The sequence below is a fragment of the Microbacterium sp. NPDC089696 genome (assembly GCF_044749125.1).
Classification (GTDB): Bacteria; Actinomycetota; Actinomycetes; order Actinomycetales; family Microbacteriaceae; genus Microbacterium.
The window spans coordinates 355,969-377,904 of sequence record NZ_JBIVHF010000001.1 but is presented as its reverse complement, the minus strand read 5'-3'; the positions used below and the strand labels follow the sequence as shown (position 1 = coordinate 377,904).

The following is a 21,936-nucleotide window of genomic DNA, read 5'->3' as shown; positions in this document are numbered from 1 at the left end:
ATGCAGCCGCGGCGACCGACGCGGCGGGGCCTCAGGCGCTCATCGCGTGCAGCACGGGCGCGCCGTTCACCACGGAGGCGAACTCCTCGCGCGTGAGGTCGAGCCCCCCGGAGGAGCTCGCGGCGTTCATCATCTTCACGAGCAGTGCGCGATCGACCGCGGACTCCGCATCCAGCACGAACCGCAGCGGGATCGCAGCCTGGATCCAGAGCGTCTCGACGGCGCCACCCGAGGTGGGGATGGTGAGAGCGAAGGATTCGTTGCGCCGGAGCTTGGTGAGCGTCACCGCTCGCACGTGCGCCAGGATCTCGTCCGCGACGTCGATCGGTGCTCCGCCGTTGCCGTAGGTCAGATGTCCCATGATCTCTCTCCCTCTCGAAGAATCGCTCGGAATTTAGATTACTAGGTTACCTAGTTAAATTCCACTCGATGAGGATCGATCAGGAGAGATCGTCGATCTCCTCGGCCAGGCGCCGCAGGAAGCGCACCACGACGTCCGTCTGCTCCGGAGTGAACTCGCTCGCGAGATCCTCGATGCGCTGGGTCAGGTCGTCCACGGGAAGGTTCAGATCACGAAGCGTCGGACGCAGGACCTTGGATCGGGCGTCGGCGGGATGCGGAGCGACGAGGATCTGACCCCGCTCCTGCAGGCGACGGAGGACGCTCGTGACCGCCGCCGTGCTGATGTTCAGGTGACCCGCCAGGTCGCCGGGCGTCGCCGGGGCGTCGGCGGGCGCGTCGGTGATGAAGCGCATGGCTTCGCGATCGGTGTCGTTGGGAGCACGTCGCGACGACCTGCGACGAGCGAACTGCGACTCGGATCGGCGCAACTGCTCGACGTGCTCGAGGATCTCGCGGGTCGCGGTCTGCGTCTTCTCTGCCATATGTCGTCACCCCCTGACCCGTCCATGCTACTCGACAACCAGGTAAGCAGTCAGACTAGCGAATCTCAATGTGACCGGCCACTCTCCGCGGATGCGAAGATGGGTACCTGCGGAAAGGACGCCATGGTCGAGCGATTCACTCTCGAGGAGGCCGGATACATCCTGTATTCCGACATGCTCGAGCGACTGCGCCAACAGTTCCCGGCCGTGCCCGCCTGGCGACTCGACCAGATCATCGCCGCAGAGCACGAGGCGATCACCGGTGGACTCCTGCGGATCGTCCCCGCGGAGGTCGAATCCGGGGCGGCCGAGATGCTCGCGCGCGAGCAGGAGAACCGCATGAGCGACGACGACGAGGTGGCCTGATGGAGCGCTCCGAGGACTACACCCGCTCCGGCTACTGGTACCCGGACACCGACAGCGCGAGCACGGTCGACGTGCTCAACCTCCTCCGTCGCTACCGGGCCGCGGAGACGGCGATGCGCGCCCGCACCCGCGCCTCGATGAAGATGAACGAGACCGACCTCGTCGCGCTGCGCTTCCTCCTCCGCGAGCAGAAGGCCGGACGCATCGTGCGCCCGATCGACATCGCCCGCACCCTCGACATCTCGACCGCATCGACCACCACCCTGATCGACCGCCTCGAGAAGGGCGGTCACGCGCGTCGGGAGCCGCATCCCACCGATCGTCGCGCCGGAGTCGTGGTGCCGACCGTGAACAGCGACGACGAGGTGCGCGCGACCCTCGGGGCGATGCACCGCCGGATGCTGTCCCTCGTGGACGAGCTCGACGACAAGGAGCGCGCCGTGATCACGCGTTTCCTCGCGGGGATGACTTCCGCGATCGAGGAGGCCTCCGATCTCGACCAGGAGCTCCGCGACGTGATCCGGTCGCACGAGGAATCGGCCGGCGAGTAGTCGCCTGCCCGCCCGAGATCCGGTCACCCGCGCCGGGGGCGGCCGCCCACGCGGAATCCCGTCCGGATCCGGCACCATCGGCCGGGCCCGGGATGCCGGACCTCAGACCTTCTCGGGCTGCTCGCCCGTCGCGGCCCCGTCGGCATCGGCGATGTCGAGCCGCTCCGGGAACAGCTCGTCGAGGTCGAGGTCGGGGTTCTCGTCCTGCGTCTCGACGAGCTCGATCGCCTCCTCCGGAGTCTGCACGCTCGGCATGGCCCCGGGCAGAGGCCGCCGCGCGGACTCCTTGAGCACCACGACCGCGATGAATCCGGCGATCGACGTGCCGATCACGTAGAACGCGGGGGCGAGCGACGAACCCGTCATCTGCACGAGCGCCTCCATCACGACCGGCGCGGTGCCGGCGAACAGCGCGACCGCGAGGTTGTACGAGATGCCCATGCCGCCGTAGCGCGACGACGTCGGGAAGAGCGCGGGCAGCGACGAGGCGAGGTTCGCGACGTAGAACGTCACGGGGAAGGCGAGCAGCACCAGGCCCAGGACCGTCGACCAGATCGCGCCGTGCATCATGAACAGGAACGCCGGCACCGCGAACACGATCGCCGAGATCGAGCCGATGAACAGCACCTTGCGCCGGCCGATGCGGTCGGACAGCTTGCCAGTGAGCGGGATGCACAGCGCCATCGCGACGAGCACCGGCAGCGTGAGAAGGGTGCCGTGCACCTCGTCGTACCCCAGCGTGCCGGTGAGGTACGTCGGCATGTACGACGTCAGGGCATAGCCGACCGTGTTGGCGGCGGCCACGAGCACGAACGCCGTGAGCAGCTCGCGCCAGTACGCGCGGATCAGCGCGATCACGCCCTTGGGAGCATCCGCGGCGGCCTGAGCCTCGTCGGCGGCCGCCTGCGCGGCGTCCTGCGCCTCCTGGAAGGCCGGGGTGTCCTCGATCTTGAGACGGAAGTAGATCGCGATCAGGCCGAGCGGCAGCGCCACGAGGAACGGGATGCGCCACGCGAAGCCCTGCATGACGTCGGCCGAGAGCGTCAGCTGCAGGATCGACACGAACGCCGCGCCGATCGCGAAGCCCATGTACGAGCCGAGGTCGAGCAGCGACGCGTAGAAGCCTCGGCGCTTGTCCGGAGCGTACTCGGTGATGAAGGTCGTGGCCCCGGCGTACTCGCCGCCGGTCGAGAAGCCCTGCGCGAGCTTGAGAACGATGAGCAGGACGGGCGCCCATACGCCCCACACCGAGAAGTCGGGCAGCACGCCGATGAGGAACGTGGCGGCGGCCATCATGATGAGCGTGAACGCGAGGATGCGCTGGCGCCCCATGCGGTCGCCGAGCTGGCCGAGCACGATGCCGCCGAGCGGACGGGCGACGAAGGTGACGGCGAAGACGCCGAGCGAGAACAGCGACTGCGCGCCCGCCGAGGCGTCGGGGAGGAACGCCCGTCCGATGATGACGGCGAGGTAGCCGTAGACGCCGATGTCGTACCACTCCATGAGGTTGCCGACGACGGTGCCGGCGACCGCGCGGCGGAGCATCGGCTTGTCGACGACGGTCACATCGTCGACCGTGAGTCGGCGCGGCTCCTCGGGCTTGAGGAGACCCAGGCGACGGCCGAGCCGACGCCACAGGGATTCGCTGTTCTTCACGGGTTCGGACATGGTGCTCTGTTCTCTACTCTCGCGATCCGCGCGGCGCGGGTCATCGTCGAGGAAATGCAGAGGCCAGGGACGCGCGATCCGAATCGACCGCGCGTCCCACGGCCTCGCTGGCGGGGAGCGGCGCGAGGCTGGCCGCATCCGAGAGCAGCGACGGTGCGTCACGCAGTACGTGATCGACGCGCGCGGGGGAACTCGCTGCTCCGGACATTTTCCGTGCCTTCCTTCGACGGCAGGTTACTAGATGAACTAGTGATCTGCCAACCTAGTGAAAACATCCGCGGACCGGCCTACGCTCGGTGGCATGACGGAGCTCACCCAGCCGACCGGACTCGAAGACGACCTGCGCGCCCTCCCCCGCGACGACGGCACAGCCCCCCGCGTGCTCGTGCTCGGCGCGACCGGATACATCGGCGGGCGCCTCACACCGCGCCTGCTCAACGCCGGATACCGGGTGCGCGTCCTCGCCCGCGACGCGGCGCGCGCGTCATCCTTCCCCTGGGGGCCCGACTGCGAGATCGTCGAGGGATCCGCCGATGACGCGGATGCCGTGGCCGAAGCCATGCGCGACGTCGACGTCGTCTACTACCTCATCCACTCGATGTCCGCCGGCAAGGGCTTCGAGGAGAGCGACGAGCGCGCCGCGCAGACGGTCGCTGATGCCGCGGCGAGCGCGCACGCGCACCGCATCGTCTACCTCGGCGGCCTGCACCCCGAGAACGTGGAGCTCTCGCCGCACCTGCGCTCCCGAGTGCACGTCGGCGAGATCTTCCTGCGGTCGGGCGTGCCGACGCTCGTGCTGCAGGCCGGGGTCGTGATCGGCTCGGGATCGGCGTCGTTCGAGATGATCCGCCACCTCACCGAGGTGCTGCCGTACATGCCGGCGCCGAAGTGGGTGCGCAACCGCATCCAGCCGATCGCGGTGCGCGACGTGCTGCACTACCTGCTCGGCGCCGCGCGCGTCGACGAGTCCGTCAACCGCGCCGTCGACATCGGCGGACCCGACGTGCTGCGCTACGGCCAGATGATGAACGGGTACGCGGTCGAGGCGGGTCTGCGGCAGCGGGCGATCGCCTCCCTGCCGGTCTTCACGCCAGGGCTCGCCTCGCACTGGGTGAACCTCGTGACGCCGGTTCCGCGGTCGATCGCCCGCCCTCTCGTCGCCTCGCTGCAGAACGAGTGCATCGTGAAGGACCACGCCGTCGACGACCTCATCCCGCGGCCCGAGGGGGGACTCACCCCATATCGTCAGGCCGTGCACCTCGCCCTCGGCCGGGTGAACGCCGACGCGATCGAGACGAGCTGGCAGGACTCCGAGGTCAGCGGTGCGCCGAGCGACCCCCTGCCGAGCGACCCCGACTGGGCGGGGCGCACCGTCTTCACGGATGCGCGCTCCCTGACGACGACGGCATCGGTCGACGGGCTCTGGCGGGTGATCATCGGCATCGGCGGCACGAACGGCTGGTACTCCTCGCCGTTCCTGTGGGCTGTGCGCGGGTGGATGGACCGCGTCGTCGGCGGTGTGGGACTGCGCCGCGGTCGCCGCAGCAAGGCCGACGCCCGGGTCGGTGACGCCATCGACTTCTGGCGCGTCGAAGCCGTGGAAGAGCCGGGCACCGAGACCGAGGCCTCGGAAGCGAGTGGCGGGCTGCTGCGTCTACGGGCCGAGATGAAGGTGCCGGGCGAGGCGTGGCTCGAGCTGCGCGCGCTGCCGGATGCCGCGGGCGCGCGCTACGAGCAGCGCGCCGTGTTCTTCCCGAAGGGGCTCGCCGGACGGCTGTACTGGTTCGCCGTGCTGCCCTTCCACGGGTTCATCTTCGCGGGGATGGCCGCGCGCATCACCGCCGCGGCCGAGCTCCCCGTCGACACGGTCGCCCCGGCCGCCTGACCGCTCCACCCCGCGCGCGAGAGATGGAGAACGCCGCTGAACGGCATCCGTCAGCGGCGTTCTCCATCTCTCGACGGGATGCGGCGGCGGTCAGCGTTCGGTCGGGGCGACGCCGCCGGCCTCGTCGACGGACTCGGCCGTGTCCTCGGCCAGCGCGGCCGAGGGATCGGCGTGGGCCGCGGCATCCGCTCCGGCATCCGTCCCCGCCTCGGGGATGATGTCGATCGCCTCGGTCGCGGTCGCGTAGACCTCGGCGAGGCTGTCGTCGACGGAGGCCTCGTCGATCCAGGCCAGGTCGTCTTCGGAGTGGTCGTACTCGACGGGCACGAGCGCGAAGTCGTCGCCGTACTCCTCGAGTCCGGCCATGACGCTGTGCCGCACGGCCGCCCGCGCGTAGCGTTCCCGCAGGATCATGGGGTCGCGCCGGAGGTCCTTCATGAACGCGACCATCATGAACGCCATGATCACCGCGAACGGCAGCGCCGCGATGATCGTGACGTTCTGCAGCGACTGGAGGCCGCTCCCCTCCTCACCGGTGACGAGGACCACGGCGGCGATCGCACCGACGAGCGCACCCCACACGACCGCGACCCAGCGCGACGGGTCGGGGCGCCCCTGCTGCGACAGCGTGCCCATCACGAGCGAGGCGGAGTCCGCTCCCGTGATGAAGAAGATCGAGATCAGCAGGATCAGCAGGATGCTGGTGATCAGCGGGAACGGGAGGTTTTCGAGAACACCGAACAGGACCTCCTCCGGCGGATCGACGATGAGGCCGGCTCCGTCCATCTGCTGCTGGATCGCCGTCGTGCCGAAGATCGCGAACCACACGAGCGAGATCGCGGAGGGCACGAGGATCACGACGGACACGAACTGGCGCAGGGTGCGGCCGCGCGAGATCTTCGCGATGAACATGCCGACGAAGGGCGACCACGAGATCCACCACGCCCAGTAGAAGATCGTCCAGCCGGAGAGGAACGCCTGCGCCTCGTCGCCCTGGGACGCGGATCGCGCGATCATGGTCGGCAGGTCGCCGAGGAACTGCACGGCCACCGACGGGATGACGTTGAGGATCAGCAGCGACGGTCCGACGAAGAACACGAAGAACGCGAGCAGCAGCGCCATGACGGCGTTGATGTTCGACAGTGCCCGGATGCCCTTCGAGACGCCCGATACGGCCGAGGCGATGAAGCAGGCCGTGAGCACGGCGATCGCCCCGATGAGCACGCCGTTGCCGAGCTCGCCGATGCCGCTGACGATCTCGACGCCGTGGCCGATCTGCAGCGCGCCGAGGCCCAGCGACGCGGCGGTGCCGAACAGGGTGACGATGATCGAGAAGATGTCGATCGTGCGGCCGAGGGGCCCGGTCGTGCGGCCCTCGCCGAGCAGGGGAGCGAAGATCGACGAGATCAGCGGCGTGCGTCCGCGGCGGAACGCTCCGTAGGCGATCGCGCCGCCGACCAGCGCGTAGAACGCCCACGCCTGCGGACCCCAGTGGTACAGCACCTGGGCCTGCGCGGTGTGCATGGCCTCCAGGGTGTTCGCCTCCACCGTGCCGGGCGGCGGGCTCTCGAAGAACGTGAGGGGCTCGGCGGCTCCCCAGAACACGAGGCCGATGCCCATGCCCGCGGCGAACAGCATCGAGATCCACGAGAACATCGAGTACTCGGGCTCCTCGTCGTCGCGGCCGAGGGGGATGCGTCCGTACCGGGTGAAGCCGACGAAGAGCATGAACACGAGGATGACCGTGGCGATCGTCGTGAAGAAGAAGCCGAAGTACTCCACGACCCAGTCGAGCACGGTCTGGGTCGTGCCGGCGAGGTTGTCGCCCGCGAACACGCCCCACGCGATGAACGCGATCGTGAAGGAGGCGGCGACGCCGAACACGAGCGGATCGGTGCGGTAGGTGCGACCGGTCTCCTCGACCGCGACGCCGGGCACGAGGGCCGGATGCACGCTGCGCGGGGGAACGGTCGCGATGTCGCGGACGATCCTTCCGGCCTGCTTGCCCGCCTGGCGCAGGGTGTCGGTGGTGGTCTTCGCGGAGTCTGTGGTGCGTCTGGGCTGCTCGTCAGGAGTGTCCATGACTACCGATTCTCCCATGCCGGCATCTCGGGGCCGGTGCGCACCCGGTCGTCGAGCGAGCGTCAGCGAGACGAAACGTCGTGCGCCAACCTCGGGAACCCGGTCAGCGGCGGCGGCCGACTCCCGCGAACACGGCGTGCAGGAGCGGCAGCGCCGACACGCAGATCAGCGTGATGCCGAGCGGTTCGAGCGTCGGCACGAGCAGAGCGCCGCCCACCAGCATCGCGGCGAACAGCACGCCCGAGCCGATCCGACGCGCGAGGCCCTCGAGCCGGTCGATGCGGCGCTCGAGCCGGGAGGTGTCGAACGTCACGGTGCCGGCGTCGACCCGCGAGATGATCGCGTCGATCTTCTTCGGCAGGCGCCACGTGACGGCGGCGTTCTCCATGGCCTGCGTCCCCATGTCGCGCATGAAGCCGCCGGTCTGGTCGCGCAGCAGCCGCCCGGCGTACGGTTCGGCGGCGTCCCACACGTTGAACGTGGGGTCGAGGCTCGAGCACATCCCCGAGGTGAGCGACACCGCGCGGATCAGCAGCAGCATGTTCTCGGGCAGCTGCAGCGGGAGCGAGCGCACCATGTCGCCGAACTCGTCGGCGAAGGCCATGAACTCGCGCGGGTCCACCTGGGCGAGCTCGGCGAATCCCATGCCGCCGAAGCGCGCGAACAGGGCGGTGAGCGCGCGTTCGAGCTCGGCGGTGTCGGCCGAGGGCAGGAGCACCCCGATCTCCTGCGCGGCCGCGACGAGACCGTGGCTGTCACGCCCGGCGACGGCGATGAGCAGGGTGCGCAGGCCGTCGCGGAGGTTGTCGGGAACCTCGGCCATCATCCCGAAGTCGATGAACGTGAGCCGGAACCCGCCCGGCATCGTCGGCGCGGGTGTCACGAAGATGTTGCCGGGGTGCGGGTCGGCGTGCACGAAGCTGTGCGTGAACACCTGGTCGAACATCACCTCGGCGAACGCGTCGGCGACGGCCGAGGGGTCGATCCCGGCTGCACGCAGGGCATCCGTGTCGTTGATCTTGATCGCCGTCACGTCCGACAGCGTGAGCACCCGGCGCGTCGACCGCTCCCACACGATCTCGGGCGCCGCGACGCGCGGGTCGTCGGCGAAGTTCTCGCGGAACCGCTCGGCGCTCGCGGCCTCGTGCAGATAGTCAATCTCCTCGAGGCTCGTCTGCGCGAACTCCTCGACGAGCGCAGGGGCGTCGACGCGGTCGGAGACGAGACGCACGCGCATCGCCCAGCGAGCCACCCGCCGCAGTGCCGCGAGGTCGACCTCCACGATCGCGTCGATGCCGGGTCGCTGCACCTTGACCACGACCTCGTCGAGTCCGGTGTCGGCCGCGTCGAGTTCGGAGAGGCGGGCGCGGTGCGCCTGGCCGAGGGATGCCGCCGCCACCGGTGTCTCGTCGAACCAGGCGTAGGCGCGGTCGAGCGGGATGCCGAGTTCGGCCTCGGCGACCCGGCGGATGTCGGCGAACGGCACGGCGGGCACCTCGTCCTGCAGGCCCTCGAGCTCCTTCGTGATCTCGGGCGGCAACACGTCGAGGCGCGACGACATGAACTGGCCGACCTTGATCATCAGGCCGCCGAGGTCGATCGCGAGCGCGTGGAAGCGCCGCGCGAACCGCTGCAGCCGCGGGGTGCGGGTGCGCTCCGAGATGCGCGAGAGGCCGAGCCGCGGCAGGACGAGCTCGAACCACCAGACGATGGTGAACTCCCGCGCGGCGAACGACAGGATGCGGCGGTACCGGGCGCGATGGGCGCCCTGCGCCGCAGCATCCGTCATCGAAGGCCTCTGTTCGTCCGGGGTCAGTCCTGAGCGAGGATCGTGTACAGCCTACGGCGCGCCTCATCGAGCACGTCGATGGCCTGCTGCACCTGCTCGGGGCTGCCCGTACGTCCCACCTGCGCGGCCGCGGCGGCGAGGTCGACGCCGGACTTGGGCAGGGCGGTGAAGCGCGGGTCGTTGCGGTGACCCTCCTTGGTCGACGTCGACTCCCACGGCGCGGGCGTCTCGGTCGACTCGGACGCGACGGCGCGACCGGCCTCGGTGAGCGAGTACGTCTTGCGTCCGTTCTGCTCCTCGGCCTCGATCAGGCCCTCGTCGGCGAGCAGCTGCAGCGTCGGGTAGACGGAGCCGGCGCTCGGCTTCCACGATCCGCCGCTGCGCTCGGCGATCTCGTTGATGATCTGGTAGCCGTGCATGGGCTGCTCGGCGAGCAGGGAGAGCACGGCGGTGCGGACGTCGCCGCGGGCCATGCGCGTGCCGCCGCTGGGACGCTGCTGGTCGAAGGACTTGCGCAGCTGGTCGAGGGCGTCGAAGATCGCGCCGGCGGGGCCGTTCGGGCCGCCGAGGCCGCCGGATCCGAAGAGTCCGCCGAGCGGGTTGTCGCCGTTCTGTCCGCTGGTGCCGAAGGGGAATGCGTTGTTCATGATGACCTCCCAGTGCTGGTGATGGAGCGGTGAGCGATAGTCAACGATATATCGTTAACCCTGTGCGCGGGGTGGGAATCCGACACTCTCGCAGAAAGTTCCCGGATGCCGTCGATCGGCCTGCCGCTCGCTCGTCATTGCTCTGTACGCTGACCGCTGACAGAGGAGATGAGAGCGATGCGCTACACACTGCTGTTGCACTACCCCGAGATGAGCGAGGCCGAGCTGGGCGAGGAGGCTCTGGCCGAAGGCCAGGCCGCGTTCGCGAGCTACGCCGCAACGCTGCAGGCCGCCGGAGTGCTGATCGGCGGCGAGGTCCTGCAGCCGTCGGCCGTGACGACGACCGTGCGGATGCGCGACGGCGCCCTCCAGGTGCAGGGCGGCCCGTTCGCCGACACGAAGGAGCAGCTCGGCGGCACGTTCGTGATCGACGTGCCCGACCTGGATGCCGCGATCGAGTACGCCCGCCAGGCGCCGTCGGTGCAGTGGGGCGCGGTCGAGGTACGGCCCGGCGCCGTGCACACGGTCGACGGCACCTGGACGCCGAACCGATGAGCGCCGAGGAGGCCCGTGTCGCCGCCGAGCGCGCGGCGCGGACCTCCTACGGGCGGCTCGTCGCTCTGCTCGCCGCGCAGAGCGGCGACATCGGCCTCGCCGAGGACTCGCTGTCGGGCGCCTTCGAGGAGGCGCTGCGGCGCTGGCCCGACGCAGGCGTTCCCGACAACCCGGAAGGATGGCTGCTGACCGTGGCCAGGAACCGACTGCGCGACGTGTGGAAGTCCGCTGCAGCGCGCGCCTCCGCCCCGCTGCACGACGACAGTGCGAGGCATGATCCGCTCGCCGAGCACGACCCGCTCGCGATCGGCGACAAGCGCCTCGAACTGCTGTTCGTGTGCGCGCATCCCGCGATCGACCCGGCGGCGCGCACACCGCTCATGCTGCAGACCGTGCTGGGGTTCGACGCCTCGGAGATCGCCCGCGCGTTCGCGGTGCCGGCGGCCACCATGGCGCAGCGACTCGTGCGGGCGAAGCGCCGCATCAAGAACGCCCGCATCCCGTTCGTCGTGCCGGGTCGTGCCGCGATGCCCGAGCGGCTGCCCGCCGTGCTCGAAGCCGTGTACGGATGCACGGCGCTGTCCTGGCGCGGAGATGCCGCGTCGCTGGCCGGGGAGGCGCAGTACCTGGCCGTGACCCTGGCGGCGCTGCTGGACACCGAGGCGGAGGCCTGGGGCCTCGCGGCCCTCACGACGCTGAGCCTGGCGCGGCGGCGGTCGGGCGTCTTCGTGCCGCTCGACGAGCAGGACCCGTCCGATTGGGATGCCGATCTGATCGCCGAGGGAGAGGCGTACCTGCGGCGAGCACGACCCGACGGCGCACCGGGCCGGCTCCAGCTCGAGGCCGCGATCCAGGCCGTGCACACCGACCGGCGGCGCACCGGCGCGACGGACTGGGCGGTGCTGCGGACACTGTACGCGGCCCTGCTCGAGGTCGCGCCGACCCGGGGAGCCCAGGTCGCGGCCGCCGTCGTGACCGCGCGGATCGACGGACCCGAGGCCGGCCTCGCCGCACTACCCGCCGACGCCGAGGCGTTCCAGCCGTACTGGGCCGCCCGCGCCGAGCTGCTCGCCGCCGCGGGGCGCGACGCGCGTGACGCGTACATGCGGGCGGCCGAGATGGCGGAGGATGCCGAGGTCGCGGCGTTCCTCCACGGGCGGGCCGCCGGGCGGTAGCGCCGCAGGTCGATAGCGCCGCACGACGGCATCCGCGCGCCCGACTGCATGTCAGCGCGCTCATCACAACCCCCGTGTGTTCGCACAGGGTGCGGTGTTTGACTTCCAGCGATGTCGACTTCCGCCGTTCCCTCGCGCTCCCCGTCCGCCCACGTCCGCGTGAGCGTGGTCGTCCCCGTGTTCAATCCCGGAGAGTCCTTCGACGACCTCATCGCCTCGCTCGACCGGCAGACCCTCGACCCTTCCCGGTTCGAGCTGCTCCTCTGCGACGACGGCTCCGATGAGGCGACGCAGGCGCGGCTCGCCGAAGTGGAGCGCACGCGATCGTATGCGCGAGTCCTGTACCTCCCGCATTCGGGGTGGCCAGGGACTCCGCGCAACGAGGGCGTGGCGGCGGCACGCGGCGACTACGTGCAGTTCGTCGACCAGGACGACTGGCTGTTCGACGAGGCGCTGGAGCGCATGTGCGACTACGCCGATCTGCACGGCGCCGACGTCCTCGTCGGCAAGGAGGTCGGCGTGGGCCGGCCGCTCCCGACGCGGATCTACCGACGCGACGTGCCCGACGCCCGGCTCGGACGAGATCCTCTGCTCGAGATGCTCACACCGCACAAGATGTTCCGCACGGAGTTCCTGCGCGATAAGCGGGTGCGCTTCCCCGACGGCAGGGTGCGTCTCGAGGACCACCTCTTCGTCATGCGCGCCTACTTCGAGGCCGAGCGGATCTCGATCCTCGCGAGCACCCCGTGCTATGCGTGGGTCAAGCAGCCGGGGAGCGCGAGCTCGGCGCGCATCGATCCGGAGTCGTACTACCCGCATCTGGAGGCCGTGCTCGACCTCGTGGAGCAGTACACCCAGCCCGGACCGCTGCGCGATCGACTCCTGCGGCACTGGTTCCGCGGCAAGGTGCTCAAGCGCCTCGCGGGCACGCGCCTCGTGAAGTACCCCACCGACTACCGCGAACGGCTGCTCGACGTCGTGGTGCCCCTCGCACGGCGGCGATTCGGCCCCGGCGTCGACGGAGGACTCGCGTTCCCCCAGCGCATCCGCGCCGCGCTGCTCCGCGCCGATCGCCGTGCCGACCTCCTCGCGTTCGCACGCTTCGAGAAGGACCTGGACTGCCGGGTCGCCGTCACCTCGGCATCCTGGTCCCGCGGAGGCGGTCTGCACCTCGGGCTGCGGGTCGACATCACACGCGACGGCGCGGACGCGCTGGTGATCGAGCCCGACTCCGGGCGCCTGACGTCTCTTCCCGTGCCGATGGACGGTCTGCCCACCGGACTTCTCGAGGCCGGACGCGAACTGCGCAACGACCGCGTCGACCTCGTGATGGGGGATGCCGGTGACCAGCGCGTCCTCGCGAGCGCACGCCTGAAGGACGGCCGCACCGCCACGCTCGCGCTCGATCCGCTCAAGGTCTTCGGCCGCGGCGACGAGTCCCGCGGCGTGCGCATCGTCGCGAAGGTCCGTCGCGCGGGCTGGACGTTCGACGTGCCCCTCACGGCGGATGCCGCGACCCTGGCCGGCGCGGGACACTCGCCGCTCCTTGCTGGGCGCACCTGCACGCCGGTCGCCATGCGCGGCGGCGCCGTCGAGCTGCGCCGCGTGTTCCCCGGAGGACGCCTCAAGGACCTCGCGGGACGCGCGGCCCGGCGGGTGCGCAGTCGCGCACGACGGCGCTGACGCGGGCGCGCGCGTCACGCGAGGCCGGTCGCCGGCGGAGGAGACGTCCCGCACGGAGGATGATCCCCCGCGTTCGCACCTACCCCGGCGTCATCGCCTACCTCCGCGACGCCCATATCCGCCATACCGACCTCCGCGATACCGATCCTCAGCGCGCGAGCGTGAGCACCTCCGCGCCGGACTCGGTGATCGCGATCGTGTGCTCGGTGTGCGCGGTGCGACATCCGGTCGCGCTGCGGAGCGTCCAGCCGTCGGCGTCCGTCACGAGCTCGGCCGTGTCGTGCATGACCCAGGGCTCGAGCGCGAGGAGCAGGCCGGGGCGCAGCGCATACCCGCGACCGGGGCGACCGTCGTTCGCGACGTGCGGATCCTGGTGCATGGTCGAGCCGATGCCGTGGCCGCCGAACTCGCCGTTGATCGCGTAGCCGGAGCCGTGCAGCACGGAGCCGATCGCATGCGAGAGATCGCCGATCCGCGCCCCGGGGCGTGCCGCGGCGATGCCGGCCGCGAGGGCGCGCTCGGTCGCGTCGATCATGGCGAGGTCATCGGATGCCGCGGAGTCGCCCACCGTGAAGCTGATCGCCGCGTCGGCCGCGACACCGCGCAGCGTCACGGCGAGGTCGAGCGTGAGGAGGTCGCCGTCGGCGAGGCGGTGGTCGTGGGGCATCCCGTGCAGCACGGCATCGTTCGCCGCTGTGCAGACGTAGTGGCCGAAGGGCCCGCGGCCGAACGACGGGGCGTAGTCGACGTAGCAGGACTCGGCCCCGGCATCCTCGATGAGCTCCCTCGTCCAGCGGTCGAGGTCGAGCAGGTTCACGCCGACCTCCGCGCGGGCCTTCAGCGTCTGCAGGATGCCGCCGACCAGCGCGCCGGTGTCTCGGGCGCGGTCGAGCTGGGCAGGGGTGAGGATCTCGATCATGGGATAACTATACCGGTCAAACTATCCCGGTATTAGAATCGGCACATGATGGTGCGACTGCCGCTGAGCCCTGCCGAGGTCGAGCGTGGAGAGCGCCTCGGCGCCCTGCTGCGGCGAGCGCGCGGCGAACGGTCGATGCTGAGCGTCGCGCTCGACGCGGGTGTCTCGCCCGAGACCCTGCGCAAGATCGAGTCGGGTCGCGTCGCGACGCCGGCGTTCTCGACGATCGCCGCGATCGCCGGCGTTCTGCATCTGTCGCTCGATGCCGTGTGGACGGAGATCGAGCCGGCACGCGGCAGGGTCGCGTCCTGATGGCGACCGCCCTCGTCACGGGCGCCTCCCGTGGCATCGGTCGCGCCGTCGCCCAGACGTTCGCCCGTCGCGGCGATCGCGTCGCGGTGCACTACGGCCGCGACCGGGACGCCGCGGCGCAGACCCTCGCATCGCTCGACGGCTCCGGACACGTGCTCGTCGGCGGCGACCTGGGCGACCCCGAGGGCGCGCGGGCAGTGGTGGATGCCGCGGTGGAGACACTCGGGTCGATCGGCATCCTGGTGAACAACGCTGCCGTCGCGCCGAGCGCGGCCAACGCGCACCGTGTCGACGAGGTGTCGTTCGATGACTGGCAGCGCGCGTGGGCCGACATGGTCGCCGTGAACCTGCTCGGGGCGTCGAACGTGACGATGCTCGTCGCGCAGCACATGATCGCGCAGGGCGACGGCGGCGCGATCGTGAACGTCGGGTCGCGCGGGGCGTTCCGCGGCGAGCCCGATCACCCCGCCTACGCGGCGACGAAGGCCGGGTTGCAGGCGTTCGGCCAGTCGATGGCGCTCGTCCTCGCGCCGCACGGCATCTCCGTGACCTCGGTCGCGCCCGGGATGATCGCGACCGAGCGGCAGGCGTCGAAGCTCGAGGGAACCGGAGGCGACGGCATCCGCGGGCAGAGCCCGTTCGATCGCGTCGGCACCCCCGAGGAGGTCGCCGACGCGGTCGCGTATCTGACCTCACCCGGAGCGGTCTGGGCTTCGGGCACGGTGCTCGACCTGAACGGCGCGTCCTACTTCCGCTGAGCGCCGCGATGCCATCGAAGACTCGCAACGGTGTGGCCCACCGTGTGCCCGATTCCGCCGGCCGCTGCACGTCACTGGCTCTGTGGCTCCGCCGACCCCCGCCGACCCCCCGCCGCCGCCGCCGAGGGACGCTCGTTCGCTTCCACGCCACCGAGCAGACTCACACCCACCCGCGCGACCGTCAGACCCCGTCCCCCTCACGCGACCGTCGCGAAGTTCCGCCCGACGTCGAAGCGCGCCCGCCCGCCGAGTCGAGGCGTCTGATCGGGGTCGACCCACCGGGGCGGAACGAACCACACCCGCCCGTCGACGCCTCGCCCCTCGACGCGGATCTCCCAGCCGCTGTCGTGGATCCGGTGGTGACAGGTCTCGCAAAGCAGGACACCATTCTCGAGGTCGGTCGGCCCGCGATCTCGACCCCACCAGCGGATGTGATGCGCCTTGGTCATCTGCGGCGGCAGCGCGCACATCGCGCATCCACCGTCTCGTTCGATGAGCGCCAGACGCTGGGCCCTGGTGAACAGACGCTTCTCGCGACCCCAGTCCAGGATCTCGCTGTCTCCACCGAGCACGCACGGGATGATTCCCCCACCCGCGGCCATCCGGCGCGCGGCTCCCGCTCCGACAGGCTGATCCAGTCCGTCGATCTCCGCGGTTCCGGCATCCGACTCGAGGTCGGTGAGCGCCACCCGCACGACGACCGTCGCTCCCCCGAGCGGCAGACGCTCTTCGCACCCGAGGACATGAGTGCAGAACAGCGAGAGCGCGTCAGCCTGCAGCACGGGAACAGTGCGACGGTCGGCATCGGGAGCATCCGCACCGGCGGAGTCCGCTCGCGCCGCGAACGCCGCCGTGACGTACCCGCGAATCGCCGTGACGACCGGCGCCGCGGACTCCGCGTCGAGTCGGGCATCGAGATGAACCATCCCGTCGCGTTCGAAGATCGTCACCGAGCGTCGGGCGCGCTGTTCGTCGACCCGGCGCTGGACACCGCCGGAGTCCAGTCGCCCTTCCGCCTTCGTCACGAGTCGCCGCACATCGTCGAGTCCGAGCCCCCGCGCCGATTCGGTGAGTGAACGTTCGGCCTCGGCCGTACGTTCACGACCTGCGACTATGCGGCACCGGTCGAGCATCGCCACGATGAGAGCCGCGGCCTGCACACTCAACGCGCCGACACCGAGGGCGTCACGCACCAGCGGATACTTCGCGGGCAGCGGGGCGCCGAGCAGGTCGGCTCGCGGAGCCGTCGCCTCTCCGACCATGATCAGGCGCGAGGCATCACCCGTGGACATACCCGTGCTCGCCGCGATGAGTTTCGCCGACGATCGGTATCCCTGTTGCTTCGCGAGGCTGTCGGCGCCGAGCTCGCTCCGCGATTCCTCGGCGATCCGCGCCGCCACGTCGGCGTGCACGGCATCGAGGCGTCTCTTGAGCGCATCGACGGCACCGTTGACGGCGATGAGCTGCGCCCGAGAGAGCGATCGGCTGTCATCGCATTCTGCCCACACATCATCGAGGCGGGTCATCGCCTCGTGCAGTGCGGTCAGAGTTGCCATGCCTCCATTTTAGGCGGCATCACAACGAAGATTCGAAGATAAGTACGAAGAGTTCCAGCACTCCGAGATGCAGCAGGAGGTGCGGGATGCAGGTCCCGGCGTCAGCCCCGCAGCACCGAGTCCAAGAGCCCCGGGAACAGCTGGTCGAGCTCCTCGCGCCGGAGTGTGAGCATCCGGCGCCGGCCGTTGGGCTCGTTGCGGATGACGCCAGCCTCGCGCAGCACCTTCATGAAGTGCGACTTGGTCGACTTGGGGAGGTTCGGGTCGGTGGCGTGGCACGCGGCCATGTCGAGGGGGCCGTCGGCGAGCTGGCGCGCGATCGCGAGGCGTTCGGGGTCGCTGAGCGCGAAGAGCACGTCGGTCAGCTGGATCTCGGAGCGATCCGGGTGCGGGAGGTCGCCAGGCATAGTTCGAGAATAGTTGAACAATCGAGGGAAGGCGAGTACTGTCGCAAAGGTTCGATGTTTCTCGAACTAATCGGATGCCGGAGCGCACCCACCCCGAGGAGCCGCCATGACCACCACTCAGCCGATCGTCACGACCGAGGCCGCCGCACCCGTCGCCCCGATCCGCCGCGCGGGCTTCGGCTTCGCGCTCGCGGTCGGCACGCAGATCGTGATGATGATGGGTGCGAGCGCGCCGTCGCCGTTCTACCCGGTGCTCGCCGCCGAGATCGGCTTCGACGCCATCGTGATCAGCGCGGTGTTCGCCGTCTACGCGATCGCCCTGCTGCTGGCTCTCCTCACGGCGGGGTCGCTCTCGGACCACATCGGACGCCGCCCGGTCGTGATCGGCGGACTCTTGATCCTCGCCGGCAGCATGGTGCTGTTCTGGCATGCCGACTCTGTCGCGACGCTCGTCCTCGCGCGGATCCTCCAGGGCGCGGCGAGCGGTGTGCTGATCGCCGCGCTCTCCGCGGCCGCCCTCGACCTGGCGCCCGGCGGCCGATCCCGCACCGCCGCGCTCTGGAACGCGCTGAGCCCCGGCATCGGCCTCGCCCTCGGAGCTCTCGTCTCGGGCATCGCGCTCGACGCGACCGGCGAACCCCTGCTCGACGTGTTCGCCCCGCTCACGGTCGCGTACCTCGTCCTCGCGGGCCTGTTCCTGCTCGCGCCCGAGACCGCACCGTTGAAGCCCGGCGTGTGGGCGTCGCTGAGCTTCCGCCTGTCGATCCCCGGCAGCATCCGCGCGGACTTCTGGCGCGGCGCCCCCGCGGTCATCGCGGGCTGGGCGACCGGCGGGCTCTTCCTCTCCCTCGGCGCGAACATCGTGCGCACGGAGCTCGGCGGCGAGGCGCACACCTGGCAGGGTCTGTCGGTCGCGATGCTGGCCGGCGTCGGTGCCGTCGCGGCGTTCACCCTCCGTCGACGCGCCCCGCGCACCTCGGTGATCTTCGGCACTGCGGCCCTCGCGGTCGGCACGTCCCTGTCGCTCATCGCGCTGAGCGTCGCGTCACTCCCCTTCTACCTCGCCGCCACCGCGATCACCGGCATGGGCTTCGGCACCGCGTTCTCCGGCGTCGTCGGATCGCTCGCGCCCCGCATCCCCGCGACCGCCCGCGCCGACACGTTCGCCGTCATCTACGTGCTCGCCTACCTCGCGTTCGCCGTACCCGCGGTCGTGGCCGGAACCCTCGTCGGAGTGTTCGGCCTCGGCACGGTGTGCGTCGGCTACGGGGTCGTCGTCATCGCGCTCGCGGTCATCGCGTTCGTGCTGCGGGTCCGTCGGGCGGAGTAGTCCGGGTCGCGGTTCGGCCCCACCGGTTCGGGAGGAGAACCCCCCTCGGGAGGACGGATGCCGCGCCCGCCTCCTCCCGTCACGGAGAACTCCTCCCGGCGCGGTCCGGCCCGTACCTACCGCCCCGCAAGCAGCTCCTGCAGACGGGCGACCTCGGCGTCCGGCATCCCATAGCCGTGCTCGGGGCCGGGGTACTCGCCCGAGCGCACCTCTCGCGCGTAGGCGACGACGCCGTCGATCGAGGCGGTCCGCACGTCGGCGTAGCGCTTGACGAAGGCGGCCGCGGGTCCGTCGTAGATGCCGAGCAGGTCGTGGAACACGAGCACCTGGCCATCGGCGTCGCCTCCCGCGCCGATGCCGATCACCGGGACGCGCAGCAGCGGCACGAGCGCCGCCGTCACGGCGGAGGGCACGGCTTCGACGACGATCAGCGAGACACCGGCATCCTGCAGGGCGAGCGCGTCGTCGATGACGGCGAGCGCGGCCTCGGCCGTGCGGCCCTGGGCGCGGAAGCCGCCGAGGGCGGTGGCGGTCTGCGGCGTGAGACCGACGTGCCCCACCACCGGGATGCCGGCATTCACGAGCGCGCGGGCCCGGTCGACCGTCGTGCCGCCGCGTTCGATCTTCACGAGGTCGACGCCCGCCTCCTTTACGAAGCGCTGCGCGGTCTCGAGCGCGAGCGCGTCCGACGCCTCGTACGACCCGAACGGCAGATCGCCCACGAGCAGGGGCGTCGAGAGTCCGCGCCGCACGGCCTTCGTGAGCATGAGCATCTCGTCGATCGTGACGGGAACGGTGCTGTCGTAGCCGAGCACGGTCATCGCGGCGGAGTCGCCGACGAGCACCATGTCGACGCCCGCGGACTCGACGATCTGCGCGCTCGGGTAATCGTAGGCCGTGACCATGACGATCGGCTCGCCGGCATCCTTCTTGCGCGCGAGGTCGCCGATGGTCAGGCGACGGGTCGGGGCGGCGTGGGCGCTCATGCGGTGGACCCCTTCAGCAGGTGGTTGTCGATCAGGCGGGCAGCGCCGACCCGGGCAGCGACGAGCAGCAGGGCGTCGCGGTCGACGGTCTCGACGGGCGCCAATGTCTCGGCATCCCGGAGTTCCAGATACTCCGGATCGATGCCCGCCTCGGCGAGCACGGCGCGGGCGGCCGCGAGCGGATCGGCACCCGCGAGGTGCGCCGCGTCCCCCGCATCGAGCGCTCGGTTCAGCGCGGTCGCCTGCACCCGAGAATCCGCGTCGAGGTAGACGTTGCGCGAGCTCATAGCGAGGCCGTCGCTCTCGCGCACGATCGGGCAGGCGACGATCCGCACGTCGAGGTCGAGGTCGCGCACGACGCGGCGCACGACGAGCACCTGCTGCGCGTCCTTCTGCCCGAAGTACGCGGAGTCGGGGCGGACGATGCCGAACAGCTTCGTGACGACCGTGGCGACGCCGTCGAAGTGGTGGGCGCCGCGGCTCGCGCCGTCGAGCACCTCGGTGAGGCCGGAGACGTGGATGCTCGTGGCGAAGCCGTCGGGGTAGATCTCGGCGGGCGCGGGGGCGAAGAGGATGTCGACGCCCTCGGCCTTGGCGAGCGCGGCGTCGCGGGCCTCGTCCCGCGGGTAGGTGCTGAGGTCCTCGTTCGGCGCGAACTGCGTCGGATTCACGAACAGTGACACGACGACGAGGTCGTGCTCGGCGCGCGCAGCCCGCATGAGGGAGAGATGCCCCTCGTGGAACGCGCCCATCGTGGGGACGAGCCCGACGGTCTGCCCCGTCGCGCGCGCTGCGCGCAGGGCGGCGCGCACCTCGGCGATCGTGCGGAGGATCCTCATGCGTCGTCCTTCCTGGCGGCGACCTCGCGGGTCGCGGCGGCGAGCGCGTCGAACAGGGGAACGAGATCGCCGGATGCCGCGCGCTGCCGCGCCACTGTCACCTCGTCGCCCCGGGCGATCGGTCCCGTGAGGGCGGCGGCCGCCCCGGAGGCGACCCAATTCTCCACGGTCTGCCGCACGAGCGGGGCGAGGTGCGCCCGCTCGACACCGGCCGGCGCGGCCAGCTGCTCCGCCGCGTCGAGCACGGTGAGCAGGAAGTTCGAGGCGAACGATGCCGCGGCGTGATAACTCGCGCGGTGATCGTCGTCGACCCCGAACGGCACCGCGCCGAGCGCGGTCGCGAGGTGCGCGGCGAGTGCCCGATCGCCGCCGGTGCGGCCGTCGATCGCGACGCCGATGCCACGGAAGACCGCCGGCGACTCCGCACCCGTGAACGTCTGCAGCGGGTGCAGGCTCAGGTCGACGTCGGTCAGCCCCGTCGCGCCGGAGACATGCGCGATCCGGGCGGCATGGGGACGAGCGGACGCCGCCGCCTCAGCGATCGCGGCATCGGGAACGCACAGAACCGCGAGGTCGACGGCGGGACCTTCCTCACTCCGGCGGAGCGGCCCGACGACGTCGAAGCCGGCCGCGCGGAGAGCCCGGGAGAGGACGCTTCCGACACGGCCGGCGCCGACGATGGCGATGGTCGGCGCGGAGGTCCGGGAGGGTGTGGATGTCATGGTTTCTGTCGCTCGAGATCGTCGATGCGGATGGGTCGAGTATCCGCCCGACGCGGCACGCACGCCAAACTCGGGAGCGATCTGACATACGTAACAGTCACTCCAGTTACTACTTTGATGTCCCCAAGCGCACGATAGACAGCATTCTGCTTTCAGAGCCGCGGCTACCACCGATCCTGTTAGACATCGCCGTAGAGAGTGATTGACCAATCACTCTCACGCGAGTACAGTCGCTGACATGACCCCGCGCAGCCCGATCCTCTCGACCGCCGACGTCCGCCGACCGCTCGTCGCGGCCGCCGCGCTGGTGGAGTTCGCGCGCGGCGGGTACTTCCGCACGACCGTGGCAGACGTCGCCCGCGAGGCGAAGATCTCCCCCGCGTACGTCTTCAAGCTGTATCCACGCAAGGAGCAGCTGTTCGTCGCCGCGCTCGAGGCGTGCTTCGAGCGGATCGTCGAGGCGCTGGACACCGGGGCCGACGCCGCCGAGTCCCCCGCGCCCGACGAGGTGCTCGATGCGATGGGCGAGGCGTATGCCGACCTCATCCGCGATCGGTCGCTGCTCATGCTGCAGGTGCACGCGCAGTCCGCGGCGGAGATCCCCGAGATCGGGGACGCGCTGCGCTCCGGACTCGCGAAGGTCACGGAGTTCGTGCGCCAGCGGTCGGCGGGGAGCGATGACGCCGTGCAGCGCTTCATCGCCTACGGACAGCTGTGCCACCTGATCGTCACCGCCCGCGTCGACGAGAGCAGCGCACCGTGGGCGAAGATCGTCGCGCACGGCATCCGCCACCCCGAATGAACCACCCGGCGAAGGTCGGG

The 21,936-nt window shown here is 70.6% G+C and carries 22 protein-coding genes; 10 read left to right on the top strand and 12 right to left on the bottom strand.

Annotated elements, in window-relative coordinates; all coding sequences use genetic code 11:
- Nucleotides 1–31: 31 nt before the first annotated feature.
- Complete coding sequence (locus ACIPY8_RS01830; protein ID WP_400814319.1) at nt 32–361, bottom strand: hypothetical protein; 330 nt, start codon at nt 359–361, stop codon at nt 32–34.
- Between the two features lie 79 nt (nt 362–440).
- The gene (locus ACIPY8_RS01825) at nt 441–884 is read right to left on the bottom strand and encodes a MarR family winged helix-turn-helix transcriptional regulator (protein WP_400814317.1); all 444 of its coding nucleotides are present in this window, start codon (nt 882–884) and stop codon (nt 441–443) included.
- 99 nt (nt 885–983) lie between these two features.
- On the opposite strand from ACIPY8_RS01825, the gene ACIPY8_RS01820 reads away from it, so the two are divergent.
- Nucleotides 984–1,250, top strand: a complete 267-nt coding sequence (locus tag ACIPY8_RS01820) for a hypothetical protein (RefSeq protein ID WP_400814315.1) — start codon at nt 984–986, stop codon at nt 1,248–1,250.
- Nucleotides 1,250–1,801: a MarR family winged helix-turn-helix transcriptional regulator gene (locus tag ACIPY8_RS01815; RefSeq protein WP_400814313.1), complete on the top strand. Its 552-nt coding sequence runs from the start codon at nt 1,250–1,252 to the stop codon at nt 1,799–1,801. The genes ACIPY8_RS01820 and ACIPY8_RS01815 overlap by 1 nt, the downstream gene beginning before the upstream one ends.
- 102 nt (nt 1,802–1,903) lie before the next feature.
- Here the strand turns inward: ACIPY8_RS01815 and ACIPY8_RS01810 are convergent, their stop codons facing one another.
- Nucleotides 1,904–3,469, bottom strand: coding sequence for an MFS transporter (locus tag ACIPY8_RS01810; RefSeq protein ID WP_400814310.1), 1,566 nt, complete (start codon nt 3,467–3,469; stop codon nt 1,904–1,906).
- Between the two features lie 301 nt (nt 3,470–3,770).
- On the opposite strand from ACIPY8_RS01810, the gene ACIPY8_RS01805 reads away from it, so the two are divergent.
- On the top strand, nt 3,771–5,354 hold the full coding sequence (locus ACIPY8_RS01805; protein ID WP_400814309.1) for an SDR family oxidoreductase: 1,584 nt from the start codon (nt 3,771–3,773) through the stop codon (nt 5,352–5,354).
- Nucleotides 5,355–5,444: 90 nt separating this feature from the next.
- Here the strand turns inward: ACIPY8_RS01805 and ACIPY8_RS01800 are convergent, their stop codons facing one another.
- From ACIPY8_RS01800 to ACIPY8_RS01790, 3 genes are all read right to left on the bottom strand, one after another.
- The gene (locus tag ACIPY8_RS01800) at nt 5,445–7,436 is read right to left on the bottom strand and encodes a BCCT family transporter (protein WP_400814307.1); all 1,992 of its coding nucleotides are present in this window, start codon (nt 7,434–7,436) and stop codon (nt 5,445–5,447) included.
- A gap of 103 nt (nt 7,437–7,539) precedes the next feature.
- Nucleotides 7,540–9,225, bottom strand: a complete 1,686-nt coding sequence (locus ACIPY8_RS01795; protein ID WP_400814305.1) for an ABC1 kinase family protein — start codon at nt 9,223–9,225, stop codon at nt 7,540–7,542.
- 23 nt (nt 9,226–9,248) lie between these two features.
- Entirely contained in the window at nt 9,249–9,872 is a 624-nt protein-coding gene (locus tag ACIPY8_RS01790; protein WP_400814304.1) for a PadR family transcriptional regulator, read from the bottom strand.
- 177 nt (nt 9,873–10,049) lie between these two features.
- On the opposite strand from ACIPY8_RS01790, the gene ACIPY8_RS01785 reads away from it, so the two are divergent.
- From ACIPY8_RS01785 to ACIPY8_RS01775, 3 genes are all read left to right on the top strand, one after another.
- Complete coding sequence (locus tag ACIPY8_RS01785; protein ID WP_400814302.1) at nt 10,050–10,427, top strand: YciI family protein; 378 nt, start codon at nt 10,050–10,052, stop codon at nt 10,425–10,427.
- Entirely contained in the window at nt 10,424–11,602 is a 1,179-nt protein-coding gene (locus ACIPY8_RS01780; RefSeq protein WP_400814300.1) for an RNA polymerase sigma factor, read from the top strand. The genes ACIPY8_RS01785 and ACIPY8_RS01780 overlap by 4 nt, the downstream gene beginning before the upstream one ends.
- Nucleotides 11,603–11,713: 111 nt before the next feature.
- The gene (locus tag ACIPY8_RS01775; RefSeq protein WP_400814297.1) at nt 11,714–13,285 is read left to right on the top strand and encodes a glycosyltransferase family 2 protein; all 1,572 of its coding nucleotides are present in this window, start codon (nt 11,714–11,716) and stop codon (nt 13,283–13,285) included.
- 148 nt (nt 13,286–13,433) lie between these two features.
- Here the strand turns inward: ACIPY8_RS01775 and map are convergent, their stop codons facing one another.
- Nucleotides 13,434–14,204 carry a type I methionyl aminopeptidase gene (map, locus tag ACIPY8_RS01770; RefSeq protein WP_400814295.1) on the bottom strand — a complete coding sequence of 257 codons (771 nt, stop codon included), beginning with the start codon at nt 14,202–14,204 and terminating at the stop codon, nt 13,434–13,436.
- A 48-nt stretch (nt 14,205–14,252) separates the two neighbouring features.
- On the opposite strand from map, the gene ACIPY8_RS01765 reads away from it, so the two are divergent.
- Both ACIPY8_RS01765 and ACIPY8_RS01760 read left to right on the top strand, forming a co-directional pair.
- Nucleotides 14,253–14,516 (top strand): helix-turn-helix domain-containing protein, encoded by a 264-nt coding sequence (locus ACIPY8_RS01765; RefSeq protein ID WP_400817616.1) that lies wholly within the window; start codon nt 14,253–14,255, stop codon nt 14,514–14,516.
- On the top strand, nt 14,516–15,274 hold the full coding sequence (locus ACIPY8_RS01760; protein ID WP_400814293.1) for an SDR family NAD(P)-dependent oxidoreductase: 759 nt from the start codon (nt 14,516–14,518) through the stop codon (nt 15,272–15,274). The genes ACIPY8_RS01765 and ACIPY8_RS01760 overlap by 1 nt, the downstream gene beginning before the upstream one ends.
- Nucleotides 15,275–15,471: 197 nt before the next feature.
- Here ACIPY8_RS01760 and ACIPY8_RS01755 read toward each other — a convergent pair whose 3' ends face one another.
- Together ACIPY8_RS01755 and ACIPY8_RS01750 are read right to left on the bottom strand one after the other, a co-directional pair.
- Nucleotides 15,472–16,830, bottom strand: coding sequence for a DUF222 domain-containing protein (locus ACIPY8_RS01755; protein WP_400814291.1), 1,359 nt, complete (start codon nt 16,828–16,830; stop codon nt 15,472–15,474).
- A gap of 101 nt (nt 16,831–16,931) precedes the next feature.
- Nucleotides 16,932–17,237 carry an ArsR/SmtB family transcription factor gene (locus tag ACIPY8_RS01750; RefSeq protein ID WP_400814289.1) on the bottom strand — a complete coding sequence of 102 codons (306 nt, stop codon included), beginning with the start codon at nt 17,235–17,237 and terminating at the stop codon, nt 16,932–16,934.
- Between the two features lie 106 nt (nt 17,238–17,343).
- Between ACIPY8_RS01750 and ACIPY8_RS01745 the strand changes: the two genes are divergently transcribed.
- Nucleotides 17,344–18,567 (top strand): MFS transporter, encoded by a 1,224-nt coding sequence (locus ACIPY8_RS01745; RefSeq protein WP_400814287.1) that lies wholly within the window; start codon nt 17,344–17,346, stop codon nt 18,565–18,567.
- A 116-nt stretch (nt 18,568–18,683) separates the two neighbouring features.
- Here ACIPY8_RS01745 and panB read toward each other — a convergent pair whose 3' ends face one another.
- From panB to ACIPY8_RS01730, 3 genes are read right to left on the bottom strand one after another with little or no spacing between them, the layout of a single operon-like run.
- Entirely contained in the window at nt 18,684–19,553 is an 870-nt protein-coding gene (panB, locus tag ACIPY8_RS01740; RefSeq protein ID WP_400814285.1) for a 3-methyl-2-oxobutanoate hydroxymethyltransferase, read from the bottom strand.
- On the bottom strand, nt 19,550–20,392 hold the full coding sequence (gene panC / locus ACIPY8_RS01735; RefSeq protein WP_400814283.1) for a pantoate--beta-alanine ligase: 843 nt from the start codon (nt 20,390–20,392) through the stop codon (nt 19,550–19,552). Before panC ends, panB begins: the two co-directional genes overlap by 4 nt.
- Entirely contained in the window at nt 20,389–21,114 is a 726-nt protein-coding gene (locus tag ACIPY8_RS01730; RefSeq protein ID WP_400814280.1) for a DUF2520 domain-containing protein, read from the bottom strand. Before ACIPY8_RS01730 ends, panC begins: the two co-directional genes overlap by 4 nt.
- 238 nt (nt 21,115–21,352) lie before the next feature.
- On the opposite strand from ACIPY8_RS01730, the gene ACIPY8_RS01725 reads away from it, so the two are divergent.
- Entirely contained in the window at nt 21,353–21,916 is a 564-nt protein-coding gene (locus ACIPY8_RS01725) for a TetR/AcrR family transcriptional regulator (RefSeq protein ID WP_400814278.1), read from the top strand.
- The last annotated feature ends 20 nt before the right edge of the window (nt 21,917–21,936 follow it).